The 22,171-nt window shown below is 41.1% G+C and carries 18 protein-coding genes and 2 tRNA genes; 8 read left to right on the top strand and 12 right to left on the bottom strand.

Annotated elements, in window-relative coordinates; genetic code table 11:
• Positions 1 to 11 precede the first annotated feature (11 nt).
• Positions 12 to 881, top strand: a complete 870-nt coding sequence (locus tag ACKI39_RS07635; RefSeq protein WP_318691994.1) for a YicC/YloC family endoribonuclease — start codon at positions 12 to 14, stop codon at positions 879 to 881.
• Between the two features lie 27 nt (positions 882 to 908).
• A complete protein-coding gene (cmk, locus tag ACKI39_RS07630; RefSeq protein WP_407399233.1) occupies positions 909 to 1,469 on the top strand; it encodes a (d)CMP kinase in 561 nt (186 codons plus the stop codon).
• Positions 1,470 to 1,535: 66 nt separating this feature from the next.
• Here cmk and ACKI39_RS07625 read toward each other — a convergent pair whose 3' ends face one another.
• The 12 genes from ACKI39_RS07625 to ACKI39_RS07570 form a co-directional block, all read right to left on the bottom strand.
• On the bottom strand, positions 1,536 to 3,431 hold the full coding sequence (locus ACKI39_RS07625) for a glycoside hydrolase family 31 protein (RefSeq protein WP_407399231.1): 1,896 nt from the start codon (positions 3,429 to 3,431) through the stop codon (positions 1,536 to 1,538).
• Between the two features lie 11 nt (positions 3,432 to 3,442).
• Positions 3,443 to 4,789 (bottom strand): alpha-amylase family protein, encoded by a 1,347-nt coding sequence (locus ACKI39_RS07620; RefSeq protein ID WP_407399229.1) that lies wholly within the window; start codon positions 4,787 to 4,789, stop codon positions 3,443 to 3,445.
• 176 nt (positions 4,790 to 4,965) lie between these two features.
• The gene (locus ACKI39_RS07615) at positions 4,966 to 7,044 is read right to left on the bottom strand and encodes a methyl-accepting chemotaxis protein (RefSeq protein WP_407399227.1); all 2,079 of its coding nucleotides are present in this window, start codon (positions 7,042 to 7,044) and stop codon (positions 4,966 to 4,968) included.
• 126 nt (positions 7,045 to 7,170) lie between these two features.
• Positions 7,171 to 7,704, bottom strand: coding sequence for a 3-isopropylmalate dehydratase small subunit (locus ACKI39_RS07610; RefSeq protein WP_407399225.1), 534 nt, complete (start codon positions 7,702 to 7,704; stop codon positions 7,171 to 7,173).
• A gap of 123 nt (positions 7,705 to 7,827) precedes the next feature.
• A complete protein-coding gene (locus ACKI39_RS07605) occupies positions 7,828 to 9,114 on the bottom strand; it encodes a 3-isopropylmalate dehydratase large subunit (RefSeq protein ID WP_318692000.1) in 1,287 nt (428 codons plus the stop codon).
• A gap of 120 nt (positions 9,115 to 9,234) precedes the next feature.
• Positions 9,235 to 10,179, bottom strand: a complete 945-nt coding sequence (locus ACKI39_RS07600; protein WP_407399223.1) for a D-2-hydroxyacid dehydrogenase — start codon at positions 10,177 to 10,179, stop codon at positions 9,235 to 9,237.
• 16 nt (positions 10,180 to 10,195) lie between these two features.
• Positions 10,196 to 10,405 carry a heavy metal transporter gene (locus ACKI39_RS07595; RefSeq protein ID WP_407399221.1) on the bottom strand — a complete coding sequence of 70 codons (210 nt, stop codon included), beginning with the start codon at positions 10,403 to 10,405 and terminating at the stop codon, positions 10,196 to 10,198.
• 120 nt (positions 10,406 to 10,525) lie between these two features.
• Positions 10,526 to 11,557: a dual-specificity RNA methyltransferase RlmN gene (gene rlmN / locus ACKI39_RS07590; RefSeq protein ID WP_407399219.1), complete on the bottom strand. Its 1,032-nt coding sequence runs from the start codon at positions 11,555 to 11,557 to the stop codon at positions 10,526 to 10,528.
• A gap of 69 nt (positions 11,558 to 11,626) precedes the next feature.
• Entirely contained in the window at positions 11,627 to 12,778 is a 1,152-nt protein-coding gene (locus tag ACKI39_RS07585) for a tetratricopeptide repeat protein (RefSeq protein WP_407399218.1), read from the bottom strand.
• A gap of 33 nt (positions 12,779 to 12,811) precedes the next feature.
• Positions 12,812 to 13,153, bottom strand: coding sequence for a hypothetical protein (locus tag ACKI39_RS07580; RefSeq protein ID WP_407399216.1), 342 nt, complete (start codon positions 13,151 to 13,153; stop codon positions 12,812 to 12,814).
• Positions 13,154 to 13,255: 102 nt separating this feature from the next.
• Positions 13,256 to 13,873: a 16S rRNA (guanine(966)-N(2))-methyltransferase RsmD gene (gene rsmD / locus ACKI39_RS07575; RefSeq protein WP_407399214.1), complete on the bottom strand. Its 618-nt coding sequence runs from the start codon at positions 13,871 to 13,873 to the stop codon at positions 13,256 to 13,258.
• Positions 13,874 to 13,875: 2 nt separating this feature from the next.
• Positions 13,876 to 15,378 (bottom strand): ankyrin repeat domain-containing protein, encoded by a 1,503-nt coding sequence (locus ACKI39_RS07570; protein ID WP_407399212.1) that lies wholly within the window; start codon positions 15,376 to 15,378, stop codon positions 13,876 to 13,878.
• A gap of 170 nt (positions 15,379 to 15,548) precedes the next feature.
• On the opposite strand from ACKI39_RS07570, the gene ACKI39_RS07565 reads away from it, so the two are divergent.
• The 6 genes from ACKI39_RS07565 (at position 15,549) to ACKI39_RS07540 (ending at position 22,031) form a co-directional block, all read left to right on the top strand.
• Entirely contained in the window at positions 15,549 to 18,035 is a 2,487-nt protein-coding gene (locus ACKI39_RS07565) for a glycoside hydrolase family 94 protein (RefSeq protein ID WP_407399210.1), read from the top strand.
• Positions 18,036 to 18,225: 190 nt separating this feature from the next.
• Positions 18,226 to 18,298, top strand: a tRNA-Thr gene (locus ACKI39_RS07560).
• A 16-nt stretch (positions 18,299 to 18,314) separates the two neighbouring features.
• Positions 18,315 to 18,395 (top strand) — tRNA-Tyr (locus tag ACKI39_RS07555).
• A 324-nt stretch (positions 18,396 to 18,719) separates the two neighbouring features.
• Complete coding sequence (locus ACKI39_RS07550) at positions 18,720 to 19,229, top strand: CbrC family protein (RefSeq protein WP_407399208.1); 510 nt, start codon at positions 18,720 to 18,722, stop codon at positions 19,227 to 19,229.
• Positions 19,230 to 19,337: 108 nt separating this feature from the next.
• Positions 19,338 to 20,540 (top strand): pyridoxal phosphate-dependent aminotransferase, encoded by a 1,203-nt coding sequence (locus tag ACKI39_RS07545; RefSeq protein ID WP_407399207.1) that lies wholly within the window; start codon positions 19,338 to 19,340, stop codon positions 20,538 to 20,540.
• A 21-nt stretch (positions 20,541 to 20,561) separates the two neighbouring features.
• A complete protein-coding gene (locus ACKI39_RS07540; protein ID WP_407399205.1) occupies positions 20,562 to 22,031 on the top strand; it encodes a glycogen synthase in 1,470 nt (489 codons plus the stop codon).
• The last annotated feature ends 140 nt before the right edge of the window (positions 22,032 to 22,171 follow it).

Here is a 22,171-nt window from a genome sequence, read left to right as displayed (position 1 = left end):
GTGTCGGATTTATGAACAGCATGACAGGTTACGGCTTCAAGGAAGAAGTTGTAGAAAATACTCAAATCAGCGTTGAAATTAAATCCGTCAATTCCCGTTTTCTGGACCTTTATATAAACCTGCCGTCTTTTCTTAATCCAATTGAATCAAAGTTAAGAAAGCTTGTTACGGAAAAAATTGTCCGTGGAAAAATTGAGCTTTCCATTAGGGTAAAGGACAACAATTGCAATTCAACTGTCTCTGTTGATACTGCAGCCGCCAAAATGTACAGCGATGCAATTATCTCTGTTGCCAAGGCATTGGGAAAATCCGAATCTGATGTTCCTCTTTCTCTCATAATCAATCAGGAAGGGGTTTTGAACATTTCCCATCAGTATGACGCTGAAGAATATTGGAAAAAAATTGAATTGGTTTTCAATCCTGTTTTTGAGCAGTTTATTGCAGATAGAAAAAGGGAAGGTGAAAACCTTAAGGCTGACCTTCTTGAAAAAATTTCAGTTCTTGAAGAATGTGCATCTTTCTTTAAGGATTGGCAGCCAAAGATGGAACAGAAATTCCGTGACCAGCTTTACTCCCGCTTTAAGGAGCTTCTTGAAGACAAGGTTGATGAAAACCGCATCATGACGGAAACTGCTGCCATGCTTGTAAAATATACAATCAATGAAGAAATCATCCGCCTGCACAGCCATTTAAAAGCCATGAAGGATGAAATTGAAAACAATCCAATTCCTGGAAAGAAACTTGATTTCATCTGTCAGGAAGCAAACCGTGAAATCAATACAATCGGAAGCAAAAATCAATTTACTGAAGTCGGTGCAAAGGTCATTGCGGCAAAGGATGCTCTGGAAAACATCCGAGAGCAGTCAAAGAACGTAGAATAGTAATTATATACTTGCAAGGAGATTTATATGGCATTCAAGATCAAAGACGGAAAGGAGCTTCGCATTGCAATTTCTGGAAAATCAGGTTGCGGCAATACAACTGTAAGTACATTGCTTTCTGAAATGCTTGGGATCAAACTCATCAACTATACCTTCCGTACATTGGCTCAGGAACGCGGAATGACTTTGGCTGAAGTAATTGAGAATGCAAAAACTGATGACAGCTATGATAAGTATACGGATACCCACCAGGTGGAACTTGCAAAGGCTGAATCCTGCGTTCTTGGAAGCCGTCTTGCAATATGGATGCTTAAGGAAGCAGACATAAAGGTTTATCTTAAGCTTGATGAAGATACCCGTGCAAAAAGAATTCTCAATCGTGAAGGTGGAGATCTTGATGCAATAAAGAAATTTACCCAGATGCGCGATGCTGAAGATACAAGGCGATACAAGGAACTTTACGGCATTGATAATGAAAAGTACGATTTTGTTGATGTTGAAATTGATACAGGTGCCAACAATCCTGAACAGGTTGCTGCAATCATCTTGAACAAGCTGAATGACATGGGGCTTGTGGAAGAAGTATAGTTTTGATACGGATAATTTACGGTGGTTGAATCAACAGACTACCACCGTATGTAATGTAAATCCTTGCTATTCCAGATATGTCAGATCATTCCAATCTATATCTTCAACGGAAGCTGCTTCTTTTGCCAGAGGCAGCTTTTTGTTTTTTCTAAGGAATATGCAGATTTCATCAAGAGCAATATGGATGTAACAGTGTCCTCTGTCCATGATTTTTTCTTCCGCAACATCTGATCCTTTGAAACGAAATAATTTCATTTCTTCAGGCAAATAGACATGGCGGCCAGTAGCGTTCTGCTCATAGATTGGAGCTATCATGATTGAGTCTCCTATGAGAAGCTGATCCTCACATCTTCTGGCATCTTCATCTTCAGTCCAGATCAAACCAAGAGGTGATCCATACATGTCGTTGTTCTTTACGGATGCAATAAAACTTTCGTAAAGGTATGGAAGCAATCTGTAGCGAAGATTGAGTATCCCGCGGAATTTATCCAGTGCCTTGAACTGATAAGGTTCCTGTTCACGGGTTCCAAGACAGCTGTGGTTTCTGAAAAGAGGCAGGAATATTCCGAGAGCGTACCATCGAAGCAGAAGGTCTTCTGTTGTATTGCTGCCAAAGCCTCCAAGGTCTGCTCCTGTATAGATGAATCCACACATATTCAAGGAAGGAATCATTTTAAGGTTTAGTAGAATGTGTGACCACCAGGACTTGTTGTCTCCCATCCAGATACCTGACGAGCGGTGCATTCCGATGTAGGAAGCCCGAGAGAACAAAAGGTATTTTTCTTTTCCTAAAATTTCTTTTAATGAATTTGAAGCAGATTCAGTCATTTTGTAGCCGTATAGATTGTGGATGTCTGCATGACAGATTTTGCCTTTTTCTGTTTCATGGTAAAAACTTTTGTAATCTTCTATGTTGTTAGCCATGAAGTTAACGGCATCCTTCATTGCAAAATTGGCGTATAACCCAACGTTGGTATCCTTGTATTCTGCCAGGTGTTCAAAAACTTTCTGCTTGTTCTTTTCTGAATAGAATAGGGCAGGTTCATTCATGTCATTCCAGAAGCCTTCGATTCCCATATCTGTAAGAACCTTGTATTTGTCGCCGAACCATTTTGAAGCATCCTTGTTCAAAAAGTCAGGCAGGACACTTTTACCTGGCCATACGCCAACAATGAATTCTTTTCCATCCTTGTCCTTACAGAAATATCCGTTTTTCATTCCTTCATCATAAACATCATATCCATCTTCTACTTTTACACCAGCATCGATAATTGGAATTACACGGATGTCATCTTCTTTAAGTTTTGAAATTGTAGTTTTGAAATCCCTGTACTTATTTGAATCAACTGTGAAATCCTTGAAATTGTCCATATAGTCAATGTCAAGGTAGATCATATCGAGGGGAAGCTTGTTCTTTCTGTAGCCTTCCTGAACCTTAAGAAGGTCTTGTTCACTTCCATACCCCCAGCGGGATTGACCGATTCCAAAAGCCCATTTTGGCGGAATGTAGCTTTCACCGATAAGCTTTCGGAACTCCTTTATGATTGAAATTACGGAATCATTTTCAATAAGGTAGATTTCATAATCCTTGTTTTCGATAGTGATGAGGATTTTCTCATATTCGCTGTCGCCGATGTCAAAGGTAACGCGACCTGGACAGTCAATGAAAACGCCGAGTTTTCTATAGCCGTCTATTATGAAAAAGTTGTGAGCTCCGTAAAGGCTGTTTTTTTCTTCCGAATGTTCAAACTCATCGGAACACCAGCTTACATAGGTATGTCCCCGTTTGTTCATCCCGCGGACATTTTCACCAAGGCCCCAGACAATATCATTTTCATCCATGGAGCAGGAAAGGATATTGTCTTGTTTTTCAAAATAAGGTAGTTTGCAATTTTCTGCCGTTGGTTTATTAAGGACAGCTTCAGTATCAAATGGAATTCCGTAGGTGAATCTTCTGATCATTATTTTTTCCTCTAATATATTACACAGATTTTTTGAGCAGGGATTTTGCCTTTTATGAATCCGTTTTTAACTTTGAATTTAAGGCTCCATGCTTTATCATTAAATTTTCCGTCATTCAGTTTTGTTTTGAAATTGACTTCCTTTTCAGTTTCTGTAGGATTTATTATGACAAGACCTCTATTTCCTCTGCTGATAAATAGAAGCCCATTTTCATCATTCAGGAACATATTGTTTTCATTCTTCATTTTCTTTCTGAAAAAATTCAAAGCCCTGATTTCTGGACTAAAATATTCGTCGTTGCCTTCATCACCGATTTTACTTTCTCCGGGAAATTGAGTGGCTTCCTTGCCTTTAGGTCTGCTGAAGAATAAAGGTGTACCTTCTTTTCTTGCAGCAATTACTGCCCAAGCCGAGCGGATTTCAAAATTTGAAAGATTTGCTGATTCTCCCTTGTTTGCATATGTATCGTGGCTTTCAACCCAAGTGATAAGATTTGGGCTTGCTTTGTTCAGCATGTTGATCATTCCTTTTACAGGAAATTTTTTGTTTTTTGCGGCGCTTCTAAGGAGCCTTCCGTAGTTTGATGCAGTTACTGCTATGTATTTGCCATATTCTTCTTCTCGGCTATTTGCATCTTGAAGAACTTCGCCGTATATGAATTGGTTTCTGTCACTTGTAATAAAATCATAGAAGTTATTTGGTAGTTCAGGATTGTCTTGTGGGTCATCTTTCAATGCAATGTGTTTTGCACAGTCTATTCTGTAGCCGTCAGCACCACATTCTTTTAAGTCTATGAGAAATTTTCCGAAATACTCCTGAAATTTTGGATTTTCCGTATTGATGTCAGGAAGACCGCCGTTTTTGGAATTTACAATTGCACCCCGAATTCCTGAAGCAGTTCCCTTATGATAGAAATTTTCTAGTCCTCCACAATATTCGATCATCACCTTTGAGACTTCATCGATCATTGGGGTAGTGTGGTTTGGAACAATGTCAACGATAACTGCAATTCCATTTTCATGAGCGGTCTTGCACATGGAAATGAATTCGTCTCTAGAACCAAGCTGATAGTTTCCGATTTTAAAATCCGTTGGCTGATAATGATAATACCATTTTCCGCTGGAAGAACTCATGAGTTCCAGTCCGCCGTTTTCACCAACTAGACAAGAGTTTACTGGGCTTGTTTGAATTGCAGTAAAGCCTGCATCTTTAATTTTGGAAATGTTTTTTTCAATTGTTGTAAAAGACCAGCACCAGCAGTGAAGAATGGTACCGGACATGATGTTGTATTTTGCATCAGCAAAGGCAAATAATGAGGAATATAAAATAAGGATGGTGCTTAAAAACAGTCTTTTCATCATTATTAATTAAATGTAGAACTGAGTAGTATAAAAGTCAATATTTTTATAAAAAATAGGTAAAATGTATTAGATTGTAATAATAAAAAGATACTTTTGTTTTATTTATGCTAAGTCCACAGAAGGTATTGCTTCCCACTTGCCAGGAAACTTTTTCTACGGACTTAGCATAAAAATTATACGGTAAACTGATTGATCTGAGTACCGATTTTTAAAATGTTGTTCTGCATTTCTTTTGAAATGTCGTTTAAGGCAGATCCTGTTGCATTGATTGTAGAAGCACCTGTTGCCATTTCCTTCATACAATCTTCCATTGCTCCGGTTGAATCCTGAAGGTTTTTGATTTCCTCAAGAATTGCCTTGTTTCCTACTGACATTTCCTGTGATGCAGTACGAACTTCAAGAGTGCTGTCATTCATGGAATGCAATGCATCCGTAATCTGGTGTGAACCAACTTCCTGTTCTTCCATTGAACTCTTAATTTGACGAACAAGCTCATCCGTTTCAGAAATTCTTGAAGCAACATCGGAGAATGCTTTGTTTGACAAAGTTGAAGCTTCTACCATATTTTCAATTGATTCACGGATAAAATTCAATTGGTCACCGATTGTTTTTGACTGTTCTGTAGAAGTAACGGAAAGCTTTCTGATTTCATCAGCAACAACACTGAATCCCTTTCCGGCTTCTCCTGCGTGAGCTGCTTCGATGGCGGCATTCATGGCAAGAAGGTTTGTCTGTTCTGCAATGGCAGCTATGGCAAGGTTTGCTTCATGGAGTGTTTCACTCTGGTTCTTGATCTGATTGATTTTTTCACCAACATTAGCCTGCAATGAAGTTCCTTCCTTTACGCTGTATTCAAGACGGTTGAAGGAGTCTGCCATTTTATCAACAGAACGGTTTACAGAAGTAATGTTGCCGATCATTTGTTCAACGGCAGAACTTGCTTCTGATACGCTTGAGCTTTGGCTTTCAATCATTCTGTCCAAAGATTCAATGTTTGAAGCAATTTCATTAACTGCACCTGCTGTCTGAGAAACGCTGTTTCCCTGAGTATTGATTTGAGCGTGAATAGAATCAATAGTTGAAATAATCTGTGTAATGGCTGTAGATGTATTGTCAGTTGTTTCCTTCAATTCTGCTCCCACAGAATCAAGCATGTCGTTTGATGCCTTTACGTTTTTTACAATCTTCTGCAGGTTAGTTGAGAAATTATTGAAACCGTCAACAATGTCACCAATTTCATCGTTTGAGGCTTTTTGAAGTCTATGTGTTAAATCTGCGTTTCCGCTGCCAATTTCAACGATTGCTTTCTTTACGGTATTAAGTGGCTTGAACAGCATTGAAATCATAATGAAACCAAGTATACAGGCAACTACAATGGCGACGATAAGGGCAACGATGATGCCGTATTTAATCTTTACAATGTCCTGATAGAAAATAGTTGATGGTACAACGCAAAGAACTGTCCATGGTGCTGTGTTACCGATTGGCTTGTAGCACACGAGCATTGTTGATTTGCTTTTTGAATCCTTGAAATTAGTTGTATGGGAAGCTCCTGTATTTAGATCTGAAAGGATTTTCTGATATGCGTTGTTCTGGTTAAGAGATGCTTCTGAAACATCATCCTTGTCATCATTTGGGTTTGCAATTGTTGTGGATGAAGCACGGTCGATAATTGAAGGATGATAGTTATCTCCAATGTCAATGCTTCGTGCAACACTTGTGATTCTGTCTCCGTAGAGGATTGCTACAACGACACCTGTAATTCTGCTGCCTGTATAGACTGGAACAGAATAAATCTGCAAAGTTTTTTTACCAACATCACTGTAGAATGGGTTGCATACAAATTCCTTGCCTTTGATTGCAGCCTGGAAATAATCTTTATGTGCAGAACTGTGGCGAACACCTGCAGCACTGATTCCATTTCCGTCCCTATCGTAGTAGGTAATATTTTCATATTTTGATTTGTCTGCTTCTACCAAAGGTTTCAACTGACTTACTTTTTCATCAAGTGGAACTGATTCATCCTGAAGTATAGGAAGCTTTGCAATTGCCCTGATCATTGCAAATTCCTTTTCATTCATATCCTCAATTTCAAGGGCTACTTTGTCGGATATTGCTGAAAGACGGCTGTTTACGGAACGAATAAGGGCTTGACTTGAGGTATTGTAGGAAATAAGTCCTAAGCTTAACGTTGCTGCTGCAATGATAGCAAGCATAAGTGAAATAAGTTTGATTTTCAGATTAATACGCATGATAAACTCCAGATAAAATTATGGGTAATATTTTAACGCAAAAAATGCAGTTTCCAAGTAAATATGCGTGTGAATAAAAAAAGGCCTCCAGTTTTCTGGAAGCCTTTAGTCTAATCTAGTTTAATTCTAGTATTTCTTGTCAGCGTATCCAATCCAGCCTTCGTTTTCAATGAGGGCCTTTTCGAATCCTTCAAGTTTGAATACATAGCTCTTTGAAAGGGACCCTGCGATAAGCTTAACCTTCCAGGTTCCATCTTCCTTCTGTTCAATCTTGCATTCTGTATCCTTGTCTGCGAATGTGTGGAACATATCGTCAATGTCCTTTCTGTTCATATCAAGAGCAAGAAGACCACAGTTGTACATGTTCTGGCGGAAAATGCGTGCAAAGTTCTGTGCGATTACAACATAGATTCCGTTAACTTCAAGTGCCCAAGGAGCATGTTCACGGCTAGATCCACAACCGAAGTTTTCGCGTGTGATGATTACCTTCTTGCCAGCGATGTCGCGCTTTGGATTGAATCCATCAAGCTTAAGATCTTCAAGAAGATATGGCTGAAGTGCCTGTTTTGTATTTTCTGTAAGGTATTTTGCCGGAATGATTTCGTCAGTATTGATATCACTGCGATCCAAAAACAAAACCTGACCACCAAACTGTTTCATAATTGTCCCCTTATTACTTTATGAAGCTTTTGCTGAGCATCAGCTTCTTATAATATAATTCAATTTTAAAAAAAATGTTACAGAAAGAGACGAATTTTAACAAAAATTCATCTCTTTAATTTTTTAGCCCTTGTAAAGTTCAGAGTTAACGATTGTACCTGCAATTGCTGTTGCTGCAGCTGTTGCAGGGCTCATAAGGTGAACCATTCCGCCTTTACCCATGCGTCCGTTGAAGTTGCGGTTTGTTGTAGAAGCACAAACTTCACCTTCTGCAAGAACACCGTTAGACATACCGAGACATGCACCGCAAGTTGGGTTTGTTACACAGAAACCTGCGTCCATGAAAATTTCGATGAGCCCTTCCTGAAGAGCCATCTTGTAGATGAGTGGTGTAGCAGGGGATACGATTCCGCGAACACCGTCTGCAATCTTGTGTCCCTTAAGGATCTGTGCTGCAACACGAAGATCGCTGATGCGTCCGTTTGTACAAGAACCGATGTAAACCTGGTTAACTTTTGTTCCCTTCATTTCTGAAACTTTCTTGATCTGGTCTGGCTTGTATTCAACAGTACAAACTGGTTCAAGAGTTGAAAGGTCGTATGTGTATACTTTTTCATATTCTGCATCTGGATCAGAAACCCACTTTGAGTATTCCTTGAGGGCATCTTCTTTGCTTGCAAATTCATCCTTGATGAACGGCCAGAGGTATTCAACTGTTGTCATGTCTGGGAAACAGATACCGCTTGTAGCACCAGCTTCAACAGCCATGTTGCAGATAGTCATGCGTTCTTCCATAGACATTGCATCAACAACTGGACCTGTAAATTCTGTTACGCAGTTTGTTGCACCATTAACACCGATCTGTCCAATGAGGAAGAGGATAACGTCCTTTGCGTATACTCCTTCCTTAAGCTTTCCGTTCAATACGAACTTGATTGCCTTTGGCTCGCGGAATGAACAAACACCCTTGAGGATACCAACTTCAAGGTCAGTTGTTCCGACACCTGCTGCGAATGCACCGAATGCACCGTGTGTACAAGTGTGGCTGTCACCCATGATTACAGTAAAGCCTGGGCGAACAAATCCCTTTTCCGGGAAGATTGCGTGACATACGCCATTTGCACCGATGTCAAAGAAGTCCTTGATGTCGTTGCGGTTAGCCCATTCGCGGAGGATTTTTTCCTGCATTGCACACTTAGAGTCCTTTGCAGGTGTAACATGGTCGATTACAGCCTTGATCTTTGTTGCGTCAAATACACGGTCCTTGCCGCGTTCAACAAGGTCGTTGATTGCGATTGGTGTTGTAATTTCATGGCAGAATACTCTGTCAAGCTTTAGGATATTTGTACCTTCAAATGGCTTTTCAACCATGTGTGATTCGAAAATTTTCTGAGCAATGGTCTTTCCCATAACTTTTCTCCTGTGTGTTATTCTTAAGTATTTTTAAAGTATATTTAATAATACTTAAAAAATCAAGTATTTTAAACATAAAAAAAGCGGTATCGCAAATGCAATACCGCTTCAGTTTTCTTAGCTTACAACGTTCTGTGGTTTTCCGTCAGTCCAGCATTTAAGGTTTTCTACCACAATGTCCAGCAACCTTTGCCTTGTTTCTACGGCAGCCCAAGCGATATGTGGAGTTATGATGGAGTTTTTTGCAGTCAGAAGGGGATTGCCATCCTTCATTGGTTCTTCTCTGACAACATCTGCTGCATAACCTGCAATTGTACCATTGTTAAGGGCTTCTGCAAGATCCTTTTCGTTTACAAGAAGGCCTCTTGCTGTATTTATGAGGTATGCTGATTTTTTCATCAGAGGAAGAGTAGTTTTATTGATTACTTCCCTTGTTTTGTCAGTTAAAGGTGCGTGGAGGGTAATGAAATCAGACTCATTGAGTAAGGTGGAAAAATCTACAGGATTTTCAATGTCTGTTTTTGGAGTTCTTGTGCAGATAATGACTTTCATGCCGAATGCTTTTGCAATCTGTGCAACTCGGCGGCCAATAGAACCGTATCCGTAGATTCCAAGAGTTTTTCCCTCAAGTTCAATGAGGGGTGTTTTCCAGTAGCAGAAATCAGGACACTTGACCCAGTCTCCCTTCTTTACGCTTTCATTATGGAGGGCAGGACGGCTTGCAAATTCCGTAATGTATGCAAAAACCATCTGTGCAACACCAGCTCTAGAATAACTAGGGACATTGGTTACGGTAACATTGTGTTTCCTGCAGGCTTCAAGGTCGATTACGTTATAGCCTGTAGCCTGAACGCCAATGTACTTCAGGTTTGGGCATTTTGAAAGAACTTCTTCTGTAATGTTAATCTTATTGAGAAGGATAACATCGCTGTCACCGATTCTTGAAACTACATCTTCCTGTGCAGTGCGCGGATATACAGTAAGATCACCGAACTTTTCAACAGGAGCCCAAGAAAGGTCTCCAGGATTGAGAGCATTGCCATCTAAAATTGTGATTTTCATTTTTTTAAGAAAAGAATCAGCCTAAAGCCATTACGCCAGTTGAGTTGATTGCATTTGTGATTGCATCTTCGATTCCAGCTGTGCCTTCATCAAAATCAACGCACACCTGGCATTTTGCTGCTGAAGAAACACAGTTTGTTACACCTGCCACAGCCTTTACTGCTGCGTCTACCTTACCTGCTGTTGCGTCATCGTCCATACCAGTTACATAGATTTTCTTCTGCATATATATATACTCCTGAGGTGATTATCACATTTTTACTACTAAAGCTCAGTATAAACTTTGTTACTGAATAATTCAAGAAATTTTTGAAAATAAGTGGGCAATTAGTTGCGCATCATGCGGTTATTGCTCCGACTGAACTTGAGATCTTCCCAACTGACCGCAGGCACCTCCAATTTTTTCTCCTCGACGGGTCCTTAAGTTTACATTAAGGTTTGCCTGTTCAAGCATCTTAACAAAGGATTTTACCTCATCGTTGGAAGGTGTAGAAAATTCAAGTCCAGGGACTGGATTCCATGGAATAAGGTTGATGTATACATCGAGTCCCTTTGCAAAAGCAATAAGTCTGTCGGCGCTTTCTCTGCCTGTATTTTTCCCTGCAAGAAGAGCGGCTTCAAGGGTAACTCGTTTACCAGTTTTTTCTATAAAATAGGCAATTGCCTTTCTTAGCTCAGAAAGTGGATTTCCAGAAGTAATCGGCATCAATTCTTTTCTTAGACCTTCGTCTGCTGTCGTAAGGGAAATAGCAAGTCTCATGCGTGGACCGTTGTTTGCAAGGTCATAAATACCCTTGATGAGACCGCAGGTACTCAAGGTTATTCTACGGCTGCTTAAGGCACGTCCCTTTGGGTCGGTAAGGATTGAGACGGCTTTCCTGATTGCATCAAGATTCTGGAAAGGCTCTCCCATACCCATGAAAACAATGTTGTCGAGCTTTCCTGCTTCCTTTTCCATGAAGAGGAATTCTTCTACTATTTCGCCTGCAGTCAGATTGCGACCAAGTCCAAGTTGTCCTGTCTGGCAAAAGGCACATTTCATTGCACAGCCTGCCTGACAGCTTACACATGCTGTTTTTCTACCTTCCTTGTCGGTCAGCAAAACAGTTTCAATGGCCCGTCCATCATTTAATGTAATCTGAAGTTTTATGGTTCCATCAGGATCCTTTAATACTTGGGATACAGTTGAAGAGCGGAGGAGTGCATTTTCGGAAAGTCTTTCCCTTGTTGTCTTGTCGATGTTGGACATCTGTTCAAAGGAATCTACACCTTTTGAAATCCATTCATAGATCTGCCTTGCACGAAAGGCTGGTTTTAAATTAAGGCTTGTGGAAATTTCTTCTGGAGTAAGACCTGTAAGGACTGTTTTTTCTGACATAAGGATTTTATATCAGAAAAAACATTTTTGTGCTATCTGACATGACTGTTGGAAGACCTGTCGATTTCCTTACGAAGCCTTTATCTGGTCTGCATATTCATTGATTGCCTGATTGCGGATACCAAGTCTCTGGTATTCTGCAAGTATATCGAGGGCGTTCTGCTTTTTGTTCATTTTTACATAGCAGTCGGCAAGGTCAATGTAAAGACGGAAGTTCTTCTGGTCGTCACGGACAAGCTTTGAAAGTCGTTCGATGGCTTCTTCGTATCTTCCTTCGCCTTTGCAGATGAGGGCAAGGCCAAGAGCTGCGTAGACATCAAAGTCAATGTCCATGGCACGGTTGTAGTAGTCGGTTGCAGTGGCGTAGTCACCTGTGTTTCGGTAGGCATCACCAGTACGGGTAAGGATGACCTTGTTCTTTGGGTCGATTTCAAGGATTCTGTTCCAATACTCAATTGAACGGAACTGCTGGTTCATACCACGGTAACAGTCGGCGATTCCAAAGAGTGCATAGAAATTACGAGGATCCTTGTCCAATGCCTTTTCAAAGTATGGAAGTCCCTTTTCGAATGTCTTGAGCTTTCTATGGCAGTTTCCAATCGATGTAAGTACACGGATATCAACATGATCAGGATTTACATCCACCATGCGTGTCCAGTAGAAAAGTGCATCCTTATATTCTTTGAAGTCATAGTGGAGGTGACCAAGACCTATGAGTGCATAGGCATTGTTTTCTTCCATTTCCAGAACACGGAGATAAAGGGACTTGGATTTCTTGAAATCATGAATCTTGCGATATGCATCAGCGACACGGGTCAAGACCGTAATGTTCCTGTCATCGTGTACAAGATACTGCTCCCAGATTTCAATTGCCTTGTGATACTGATTTATAGCCTTGTAACAGTCTGCAAGACCAAAAAGCGCATAGTTGTTGCCAGGGTGGAATGAAAGACATTTTGAATAGTATTCAATAGCTTCCTTGAAATGGAATCTCTTTCTTTCGCTGTCACCAAGTCCAACGAGAGCGTAGTTGTTGTTTTCTTCCAGACTAAGGATTTTTTTGAAGGCTTCTATCGCGTCTTCTGTCCTGTTTTCCTTTAACAGCTGGTAGCCCTTTTTAGAAAGCTCGCTGATTTCCGATGTTGAGTCATCTGTCTTTGGAATTACGAACTCCTGCTCTGGTGCAACTTCAAAATCCTCATTTTTTGCTACATCCGACATTTTTTTACAATACCTCTTTCCGAATATATATTTTTAATTGTTTTTTAACATTACAGACACTGTCTGTGAAATTTTTTCAATCAACGGTTCACTTTTGCGCTTGTTGTGGGCAAGCAAGTAAAGTTTCAGGGCTTTAAAATACTGATTTTTTTCAGCGTATTTATCTCCAACGCGAGTAAGACCATCGGAGTATCCCGTAGTAATGAAGATTCTTTCCGCCATTTCAAATTTACCTTCGTTAAAAAGGGTGTTGGCTTTTCGATTGAGGGCGACTTTCTGCTGATCCGACAGTCCTTGAACAGGATTGTCAGTTACCTTGATGAATCTATATTCATCCTGCTTATTGTCTATCTGTATTTTTAAATCTTCAGTCATCTCTACTTATACCTATTGTAACTTTACTTTCCCATTTGTCAAGAAATATTTAATTTATCTTAAATACGGAAAAACTTTGAAAATTTGAAGGCTGCCAATGTTTTAGTCTTTGTTCTGTAAAGTTTCTTTTGATTCCAGCCTATCTTCGGCTTTGGACTCAGAATTTTCAGAAGGATCATAGGCGTAAAAGTTTACGATGGATCTTCCATATACTCTTTTATCCACAAGAGTCAGATTTCCGATTCTATCAGGGAGGGCATCTTCTTCAGGATAGTGAATCAGAAGTTTTCCGCCTTCCTTGAGCAATTTTCTGGAGCCTGCTGTTTCTATAAGCTCCTTTCGGAATTTATAGGGGAAGGGGGGGTCCATGAAGATGAAATCAAACTTTTCCTTGCAGCGTTTCAGATATAGTTCGACAGCCATGAAATGGCATTTGATTCTTACGCCGACTTCTTCAGCCATCTTTACATTCTGAAAAACAATTCTTGCTTTAGATTTATCCATTTCACAAAGGGAAACATCTGTTGCTCCATGGGATACGGCTTCAAGGGCAATGGTTCCAGAACCTGAGAACAAGTCCAGGAAAGACTTTCCTTCCAGGACTGGATCCAGTATGGCAAAAACGGATTCGCGCATTTTATCCATGGCAGGTCTGATAGCCATCCTTCCATATGGAGTCTCAGTCACTCTGCCTTTCAGTTTACCACCAGTGATTCTCATTTTTATTTTGCATTGTTGAGAGCCCAGAACGTGTTGTCCTGAGGCAGCCTCTTGTTTTTCTTTGCGTAATCAAATGCAGTCATTCCCTTGTCGTTCATGATTGTTGCATCTGCACCTGCATCGATAAGCTGCTGGATTACATCCGTTGAAGTGCTGTATTGGGCGGCATACATCAATGGTGTCTGTCCCTTCCAAAGTCTATTAAGTGGAACGTTCATGTCGAGGAAGAGCTTGACTTTTGCTGCTCGGACATGGACTGAGCTTGTTTTGCCCGTGATGCAGAAAATGAAGGCTCTGAAAACCTCGTCTTCTGCAACCGTGCGGTTCTTGAGAAGAACAGAAAGAATTTCAGGGTTCTTTGAATAGTCTGCTGCCATAAGGAGAGGTGTAGCGTTGAACTTGTTTCTTACGCGTACATGTGCTCCCTTTTCAATGAGCATGTTGATGATGTTGAGGTTGTTCTGATATCGGGAAGCATACATGAGTGCTGTCCATCCATCCTTGTCACGGAGATTTACATCCGCACCGCTTGCAAGAAGTGTGCGAACGTCCCAGTCGTTTCCAGATTTTGCAGCCTTCATGAGGAGTGTGACTCCATTTTTGTCTGCGAGGTCTGGATTCTCGATCTTGACGATTTTCTGCTGAGCAGGCTCTTCTGCAGGTTCTTCCGCATAATCGAGAAGGAAGGCACTTGCGTATGTTTCAACTTCCTGTTTCTTAAGGTCTGGTTTTGTTTCGATCTCAGGTGCAGGTTCTTCAACAAGTGCGACAACTTCTGGTTCATCGCTTACTTCTGAGACAGGTTCAGCTGTTTCTTCTTCTTTTTCTTCTGCTGGGGCAGCAAGTTCTGCTACAGCGGTTGCAACTGTTGCTGCGGCTACTGTTTCTGCGACAGGAGGCTGATATGTCATTGCTTCAAGTTCAGCGGCTTCTCTTGCAAGCTCTGCTTCAACAGCAGCAATGTCATCTAAAGGTGAATCAGGTGATCTTGAATCGGTGGAAACCGAATCAGACTCATATACATTAGGATCTTCTGTAAATTCACAGAGCTTGGAATAAATGGTTGTGTTTGAATTTTCTTTTGCATAGTGGAAAGCATTTTTTCCATAATCATCTGTCTGAAGAATCTTCTTTCTTTTCCTTGAGGCTGTAAGTGCGTCTGTCTTGACCAGTGCTTCTACAGCTTTTGGATCCGAAGAATATTCAGCGGCATATGAAAGAGTTGAACGTCCGTCCTTCGTCTTTGCGTTGACATCCGATTCATAGTCGATGCACATCTTGATAATGGAATATGGTCTGTTGTTTTTAAGGCAGAGGTGGAGGAAAGTTTCCTTGTTGTCATAGTAAGACTTATAGAACAGGGAACGTTCTGCTTTGTATGCGGTCTTGATTTCTTTTTCTGTTGCTGTTGAAGCGAGCTGATTATAATCAAGAACCACTTTTTTGGCTGTCACCGGTATCAAAAGTGACATGGCAAGTAATGAAGCAATGATGTGTTTTTTCATAATCAACATTATATGGGGGAAATTTAAAAAAAACAAGTTTTTCCACTTGCATGTGGCTTTCAACATAATCTTTGACTTTTATGACTTTACATGATAAAATTCACAAAATTTTTGTAGACTTGTTCATTTGAATTTGTCTGCGGATAAAACTATTGAAGGAAAACTAAACTATGGAATTCGGACATTTTGATGACCAGAACAGGGAATTTGTAATCACAAATCCAGCTACACCTTGGCCTTGGATCAACTACCTTGGCAACGAGGATTTCTTCTCGCTCATTTCAAATACTGCGGGTGGTTATTCATTCTACAAGGACGCTAAGTTCCGCCGCATTACACGCTACCGCTACAACGGTGTGCCAATGGATAACGGTGGACGCTATTTCTACATCAACGACAACGGAACAGTATGGAACCCAGGTTGGAAACCATGCAAGACTGAACTTGACAGCTACGAATGCCGTCACGGTATGAACTATACACGCATCACTGGCAGCAAGAACGGAATCGAAGCATCAGTTCTTTTCTTTGTTCCACTCAAGACTTGGGCAGAAGTTCAGAAGGTGACACTCAAGAACACAACAAATGCAACAAAGAAGATCAAGCTCTTCTCATTTGCTGAATGGTGTCTCTGGAATGCTGCTACAGACATGGAAAACTTCCAGCGCAACTGGTCAACTGGTGAAGTTGAAATCGACGGTTCTACAATCTATCACAAGACAGAATACAAGGAACGCCGCAACCACTACGCATATTACTCACTTACAAACGCAAAGATCGACGGATACGATACAGACCGCGAATCATTCATCGGTCTTTACAATGAATTCGCTGATCCACAGTGCGTAATGGCAGGAAAGCCAAGCAACTCACTTGCCCACGGTTGGTCTCCAATCGCTTCACACTATGTAGAAGTTGAACTCAAGGCCGGTGAAAGCAAGGACTACATCTTTGTCCTCGGCTATGTTGAAAACGCACAGGAAGAAAAATTCTCTGAAGCAGACATCCAGCGCAAGAAGAACGGAACTCTCATTTCTTCACAGGACAGCGATGTTACTCTCGTAAACAAGGCAAAGGCTGAAGCTCTCATCAAGAAGTTCTCTACTGTAGAAGCTGTAGATGCTGCATACAACGAACTCCGCTCAATGTGGGATGCTCTCCTTGACAAGTATGTTGTTAAGAGCGACGACGAAAAGCTCAATCGCATGGTTAACATCTGGAGCCAGTACCAGTGTATGATCACATTCAACTTCTCACGCTCAGCATCATTCTTCGAAAGTGGTGTAGGACGTGGAATGGGATTCCGTGATTCTAACCAGGATCTTGTTGGATTCGTTCACCAGGTTCCTTCCCGCGCACGCGAAAGAATCATGGACATTGCATCTTCACAGTTCCCAGACGGAGGATGCTATCACCAGTATCAGCCACTTACAAAGCACGGAAATAACGACATCGGCGGTGGATTCAACGACGATCCATGCTGGCTCATTTTCGGTACAGTTGCATACGTTAAGGAAACTGGAGACTTCTCGATCCTTGATGAACCAGTTCCATTCGACAACAAGGCTGGAACAGAAGTTTCACTCATGGAACACCTTAAGATTTCTTTCAACCACGTTGTAGAAAACTTGGGCCCTCACATGCTCCCTCTCATCGGACGTGCAGACTGGAACGACTGTCTCAACCTGAACTGTTTCTCTTGGGATCCAAACGAATCATTCCAGACAACAGAAAACAACTCTGAAGGTTCAAAGGCTGAATCCCTCATGATCGCAGGTCTCTTTGTTGTTACAGGTAAAGACTACATCGAACTCTGTAAGCAGGTTGGAAAAGACGACGAAGCTGCACGTGCTCAGAAATGCGTTGACAGCATGATTGAAGCTGTAAAGAAGCACGGTTGGGACGGTGAATGGTACCTCCGCGCATATGACTTCTACGGAAACAAGATCGGTTCAAACGAATGCGAAGAAGGAAAGATCTTCATCGAATCACAGGGCTTCTGTACAATGGCTGGAATCGGTCTTGAAGACGGAATGGTTGACAAGGCCATCGACTCTTGTAAGAAGTACCTTGACTGTGAACACGGTATGGTTCTCAACAACCCTGCATATACAAAATACCATGTAGAAATGGGTGAAATTTCTTCTTATCCTGCTGGATACAAAGAGAACGCAGGTATCTTCTGCCACAACAACCCATGGGTAATCATCGGTGAAACAGTTGCAGGTCGCGGTAACGATGCCTGGGAACTCTTCCGCAAGATTTCTCCTATGTACCTTAAGGACCAGCAGCTCCACAAGGTTGAACCTTATGTAAACTGCCAGATGGTTGCAGGTAAGGATGCAGCAAAGCCTGGTGAAGGAAAGAACTCTTGGCTTACAGGAACGGCTGCATGGATGTGGCTCACAGTAAGCCAGCATCTTCTTGGTATCAAGCCATCTTACAAGGGAATCGTAATCGATCCATGTCTCCCAACAGACGTTAAGGGATACAAGGTTACACGCAAGTTCCGTGATGCAACATACAACATCGAGATCGTAAACAACGGTGCCCAGAAGGGAATCAAGGAACTTTACATCAACGGTGCTAAGGCAGAAGGAAATCTTGTTCCTATGGCCAAGGCCGGAGAAACAGTTGAAGTCAAGGCTGTGATGTAATCAAGGATTAATATTTGATTCAATAAGAAGACCCAGTAGGGCAGTGATGCATTTCATTGTTCTGCTGGGATTTTTTTTTGAAAATGTCAAATTTTTTTAATTTTTTTTGATATTGCTATTGACACTTTTTCCTAGTTTCTATATAGTATCTTACATCAGCGACACGAAAGTGTGGATGATAAAAAATTAAGCCGCTGTAGCTCAGCTGGTAGAGCGCGTGATTTGTAATCTCGAGGTCCTGGGTCCGAATCCCTGCGGCGGCTTTCCCAATAAGGGAATGGGGAGTTTCCCGAGTGGTCAAAGGGGGCAGACTGTAAATCTGTTGGTTTTCCTTCGTAGGTCCGAATCCTACACTCCCCAAGACTTAGACTTCTGTTTAATACAGAAGTTTTTTTATTTTAAACCACCTTTCAAAGATTCGTTGACTGAAAAATTGAAGGAAATTTCTTATAGTGATTTTTGCTTTCCGTCATATGCAAAAAATTTATTCTGTATAGAATGATTCTATGAATATTGATTACGAAAAATCCAGTTTAGAATTACGATATGATTCAAAAGATTGGGCTTCCTTCATTCAGTTTAATATAAAGAATGAAAAGATCATTCGGATTGTTGTTGGGAAGAATTTATAGGGATGTCTTTTTTATTTAATAGTCTTTCTATATGAAATATTAAAGGATCAGTATGGAAGAATACAAGTATCACAAAAATTTTAAGAAAAATGTAATGTTTTCAAAGGAAAAATGCCAATTTTGTGGAAGTGAAATAGATTGCTTGGAAGGAACATATTTTGATAATCCAGAAATTAAGTCAGTCTGTGTTTCATGTTTTAAGCGTAAGAAAGCAGAAGTTCTTATTCCAGAATTTATAAAAAACAAAATAAAAAAAGATTTGAATCAAGAGATAGAAGAATTAAAATATACACCTCCTGTACCCTGGATTCAATACAATGATTGGCAGGTGTGTTGTGATGATTTTTGCATTTTTATCGGGGAATGGAAGAAAGAAGACTTCATCCGCGAAGCTTTAGATTATGATCCTATTGAATTTTTTAAAAGCCTGTTGAACGAATATACCTTATCACTTGTCGATGACATAAATATATTATGGAATGATATAGGTAACAATACTGCCGCTTTTGTTTTTGAATGTGCAAAATGCAACAGAAAGATTGTTGTATGTCAGTCATATTAGTTTTAGCAACTTCCATCGTTATAAAAAACTTTTTTTTATTTTCATTTTAATATCCATTTTTTGTGGTATAATTAAGGCATTGAAAAATCATTATTTTTGGAGCAATTTATGCCTATTTCTAATAACATAAAAGAAACAATGACCAGCAAGGGTGCTGGGGTAATTCGCAAGATGTTTGAGGAAGGAATCAAACTTAAGGCCCAGTATGGCAATGACAAAGTTTTTGACTTCAGCATCGGTAATCCTGATCTTGAGCCACCTGTAGAAGTAAAGGCTTCCATGGAAAAGAATGTTGGGCTTTGCCGTGAAAAGAATTTCCATGGTTATATGCCTAATGCAGGTTTCCAGTTCTGCCGTGACGCAATGGCGGAAAAAACAAGCCTTGAACAGGGTGTAAAGGTTACTGGTGATTGCGTTATAATGTCTGTTGGTGCTGCTAGTGCCCTCAATGCTCTTTTTAAGGCCATTCTTAACGAAGGGGACAATGTCGTTGTTCCAGCTCCATATTTTACTGAATACAAGCACTATGTAAAAAATCACGGTGGTGTTCTTGTTGAAGTTAATACAAAGGCAGACTTCAGCCTTGATGTGGAAGCAATTAAAGCTGCCCTTAATGAAAAGACTGCTGCCGTTCTCATCAACAGTCCAAACAATCCTACAGGCCGTGTTTACACAAAGTCAGAAATCGAAGCTCTTGCTAAGGTCCTTGAGGAACATGCTTCAAAGTGTGGAAGAAAGCCTTATCTTGTATGTGACGAACCATATCGTGCAATCGTTTACGATGGAAAAGAAGTTCCAGGTGCTTTCCCGATCTATGACAGTTCAATTGTCGTGACTTCATTTGCAAAAAATCTTTCTCTTCCTGGCGAAAGAATCGGTTACATCTGCGTAAATCCTGCATGTCCTGACAAGGATGAAGTTGTTGCCGCCTGTATTTTTACAACCCGTGTTCTTGGGTATGTAAATGCACCTGCATTCTTCCAGCGCGTTGTTGCTGAAACCTGGAATGCAAAGGTTGACTATAGCCTTTACGAAACAAGGCGCAACATGGTCATGGATGTACTTGATGCCGCAGGAATCGAACACATTGTTCCAGAGGGAGCATTCTACATGTGGTGCAAGGCTCCAGACTGCTTCAATGGCGATGACATGGCTTTCTGTGACTACCTTAAGAAATATCTTATCCTTACGGCACCTGGAAGCGGCTTTGGCGGAAAGGGCTGGATAAGAATGGCATACTGTGTAAGTGCGGATTCTATCAAGAATTCAAAAGAGGCCTTTGTAAAAGCAATGGCTGATCTTAAAAAATAAACTGAATCAAGGAGCATCTCTATGAAAATTTTAATGGTAACAGCTGAAACAGTACCTTTTGCTAAAACTGGTGGACTCGCTGATATGGTAAGTGCTCTTGCCATTCAGCTTACTAAAATGGGTCATGATGTTAAGATCGTTATGCCTCGCTATTACAAGATTGACAGAAGCAAGCTTACATTGCTTGAAGGACCTATGGCTATTGCTGCAGGACAGCAGGAAACCTGGTCTGCGGTCTATACAACTACAATGCCAGGCTGCGACAAGCTTTCCGTATATTTCATTGACCACGAACAGTGCTTTGGCCGTGATGGTGTTTATGGCGTTCCATCTGAAACAGACTTCCATGACAATCCATATCGCTTTGCGGTCCTCAACCACGGAGCTTTCCAGCTTTGCCGCAAGCTTGGCTGGTATCCTGATGTAATCCATTGCCATGACTGGTCTGCCTGTCTTGCTCCTGCAATCCTTAAGCATGTTTGCCGCTATTGCGGTTTTGAAAAGACTGCTTCTGTACTTACAATTCACAACCAGGGATATCAGGGACAGTATTCAAAGGATTCATTTACTTCCCTTGGTATTGACTGGGGATTGTACTATGGTGCAGGGTTTGAACATAACGGTGGAATCAACTTCCTTCAGGCTGGCGTAACTTCTGCTGACATGATTACAACCGTTTCTCCAACCTATGCAAAGGAAATCCAGACTCCTGAAGGTGGTTTTGGCATGGATGGACTTTTGCGTGTTCGTAGCGAAGTTGTACGCGGTGTCCTTAACGGAGCTGACCTTAAGGAATGGAGCCCAGAAGTAGACAAGAAGATTCCTGCAAAATATTCTGCAAAAGATATGAAGGGTAAGGCCATCTGTAAGGAAGAGCTCCAGAAGAAAATGGGTCTTGAAATCAACCCTGACATTCCTGTAATCGGTATTGTTACTCGTCTTGCAGACCAGAAGGGGATTGCAGAAATCTTTGCGCCTTCTTACGGGTCGATCTATCAGATCTGTAATGACATGAAGGTACAGGTAGTTGTTCTTGGTAGCGGTGAAGCCTGGTGTGAAAATGAAATCCGCAACCTTCAGTCAAAGCTTCCAAACTTCCGCGCTTATATTGGCTATGATGATGCCTTGAGCCACCTTATTGAAGCAGGTTCAGACTTCTTCCTTATGCCTTCAAAATATGAACCATGCGGACTCAACCAGATCTATTCCATGCTTTATGGAACCCTTCCTATCGTCCGAAAGACTGGCGGTCTTGCTGATACAGTCGACAACTACAATCAGGAAACTGGTGATGGAACAGGCTTCGTATTCGAGCAGCTTACTCCTCGTGCAATCTATGACACTGTGGGCTGGGCAGTCTGGGCCTACTATAACAAGAAGGATCACATCAAGAAAATGCAGCAGACTGGCATGAAGAAAACCTTCGGTTGGGACGAGGCTGCTGAAAAGTATCTTGAAATCTACAACGAGGCAATTTTCCGCGGTTGCTAAATAACAAACAAAGGGGCTGTCTAATAAGTATTTATGCTAGCGGTCATTGAGCCTGTCGAAATGACCAAGATACCAGCTATGGTGGTTTCGACAAGCTCAACCACCACAAAACATACTTTTGGGACAGCCCCTTTTTTGTT

Source organism: Treponema sp. (assembly GCF_045641405.1).
Lineage (GTDB): Bacteria > Spirochaetota > Spirochaetia > Treponematales > Treponemataceae > Treponema_D.
Note: the sequence above shows the minus strand (reverse complement) of the source record. Positions and strands in the feature narration are given on the sequence as shown.

What these genes read in the sequence shown, in the direction of transcription:
- ACKI39_RS07635 (WP_318691994.1), top strand. Translation starts at nt 12, where the DNA reads ATGAACAGCATGACAGGTTACGGCTTCAAGGAAGAAGTTGTAGAAAAT.
- cmk (WP_407399233.1), top strand. Translation starts at nt 909, where the DNA reads ATGGCATTCAAGATCAAAGACGGAAAGGAGCTTCGCATTGCAATTTCT.
- ACKI39_RS07625 (WP_407399231.1), bottom strand. Translation starts at nt 3,431, where the DNA reads ATGATCAGAAGATTCACCTACGGAATTCCATTTGATACTGAAGCTGTC.
- ACKI39_RS07620 (WP_407399229.1), bottom strand. Translation starts at nt 4,789, where the DNA reads ATGAAAAGACTGTTTTTAAGCACCATCCTTATTTTATATTCCTCATTA.
- ACKI39_RS07615 (WP_407399227.1), bottom strand. Translation starts at nt 7,044, where the DNA reads ATGCGTATTAATCTGAAAATCAAACTTATTTCACTTATGCTTGCTATC.
- ACKI39_RS07610 (WP_407399225.1), bottom strand. Translation starts at nt 7,704, where the DNA reads ATGAAACAGTTTGGTGGTCAGGTTTTGTTTTTGGATCGCAGTGATATC.
- ACKI39_RS07605 (WP_318692000.1), bottom strand. Translation starts at nt 9,114, where the DNA reads ATGGGAAAGACCATTGCTCAGAAAATTTTCGAATCACACATGGTTGAA.
- ACKI39_RS07600 (WP_407399223.1), bottom strand. Translation starts at nt 10,179, where the DNA reads ATGAAAATCACAATTTTAGATGGCAATGCTCTCAATCCTGGAGACCTT.
- ACKI39_RS07595 (WP_407399221.1), bottom strand. Translation starts at nt 10,405, where the DNA reads ATGCAGAAGAAAATCTATGTAACTGGTATGGACGATGACGCAACAGCA.
- rlmN (WP_407399219.1), bottom strand. Translation starts at nt 11,557, where the DNA reads ATGTCAGAAAAAACAGTCCTTACAGGTCTTACTCCAGAAGAAATTTCC.
- ACKI39_RS07585 (WP_407399218.1), bottom strand. Translation starts at nt 12,778, where the DNA reads ATGTCGGATGTAGCAAAAAATGAGGATTTTGAAGTTGCACCAGAGCAG.
- ACKI39_RS07580 (WP_407399216.1), bottom strand. Translation starts at nt 13,153, where the DNA reads ATGACTGAAGATTTAAAAATACAGATAGACAATAAGCAGGATGAATAT.
- rsmD (WP_407399214.1), bottom strand. Translation starts at nt 13,873, where the DNA reads ATGAGAATCACTGGTGGTAAACTGAAAGGCAGAGTGACTGAGACTCCA.
- ACKI39_RS07570 (WP_407399212.1), bottom strand. Translation starts at nt 15,378, where the DNA reads ATGAAAAAACACATCATTGCTTCATTACTTGCCATGTCACTTTTGATA.
- ACKI39_RS07565 (WP_407399210.1), top strand. Translation starts at nt 15,549, where the DNA reads ATGGAATTCGGACATTTTGATGACCAGAACAGGGAATTTGTAATCACA.
- ACKI39_RS07550 (WP_407399208.1), top strand. Translation starts at nt 18,720, where the DNA reads ATGGAAGAATACAAGTATCACAAAAATTTTAAGAAAAATGTAATGTTT.
- ACKI39_RS07545 (WP_407399207.1), top strand. Translation starts at nt 19,338, where the DNA reads ATGCCTATTTCTAATAACATAAAAGAAACAATGACCAGCAAGGGTGCT.
- ACKI39_RS07540 (WP_407399205.1), top strand. Translation starts at nt 20,562, where the DNA reads ATGAAAATTTTAATGGTAACAGCTGAAACAGTACCTTTTGCTAAAACT.